Source organism: Roseicyclus salinarum, from assembly GCF_029624655.1.
GTDB classification, from domain to species: domain Bacteria; phylum Pseudomonadota; class Alphaproteobacteria; order Rhodobacterales; family Rhodobacteraceae; genus Roseibacterium; species Roseibacterium salinarum.
On the sequence record NZ_JARRSA010000061.1, the window covers coordinates 1 to 613 of the forward strand.

At 65.7% G+C, this 613-nt stretch carries 1 protein-coding gene and 1 pseudogene; one reads left to right on the plus strand and one right to left on the minus strand.

What is annotated here, in order from left to right; translation table 11 throughout:
- Positions 1–206: pseudogene (locus tag P6F26_RS19600) on the minus strand (IS6 family transposase); the annotation flags it as partial.
- Between the two features lie 65 nt (positions 207–271).
- Here P6F26_RS19600 and P6F26_RS19605 point away from each other — a divergent pair.
- Positions 272–613, plus strand: a 342-nt coding sequence (locus P6F26_RS19605; protein WP_278030394.1) for a DUF2306 domain-containing protein, incomplete at its 3' end; no start/stop codon positions are given.

A 613-nucleotide genomic window follows, 5' to 3' on the forward strand; every position in this document is an offset into this window, starting at 1 on the left:
CGGCGTTTGCGGATCTCGGCAGCGAACGTCGGCCCGAACCGATGCCACCAGAACCGCACCGTCTCGTGGCTGATCTCGACGCCGCGCTCGTGCAGAAGGTCTTCGACGTTGCGCAACGACAGCGGGAACCGGACGTACATCATCACCGCCAGGCGAATGATCTCGGGGCTCGTCTTGAACCACTTGAAGGGGCTGGGTCGGGTCATGCGCCGACGCTACCGAGCCCCCTGCCCCGCCTCAAGCCAAGTTCCTCTGACAGAGCCTCCCTGCCGTGTTCGGCCTGCTCCGGTTGCCCGAGCTTCTCGGCGGCCCCATGATCATCCCGCCGAACCCGCGCGCGGTGATCGATCCCTTGCCGATCGCCCTGCACATCCTTGGCAGTTCGATCTTCTGCCTCGTAGGCGCCGTGCAGTTCCTGCCGAGCCTGCGGCGCGAACGTCCGGCTCTGCACCGGGCCCTCGGGCGGGTCGTGGCAGCGGCAGGATGTGTCAGCGCGCTCACCGGGTTCTGGATGACGGTGTTCTACACCTTTCCTGATGCCTTGCAGGGACCGTTGCTATACTGGGCCCGTGTCACGCTCAGCCTCGCGATGGTTGTCTTCATCGTGTGGGCC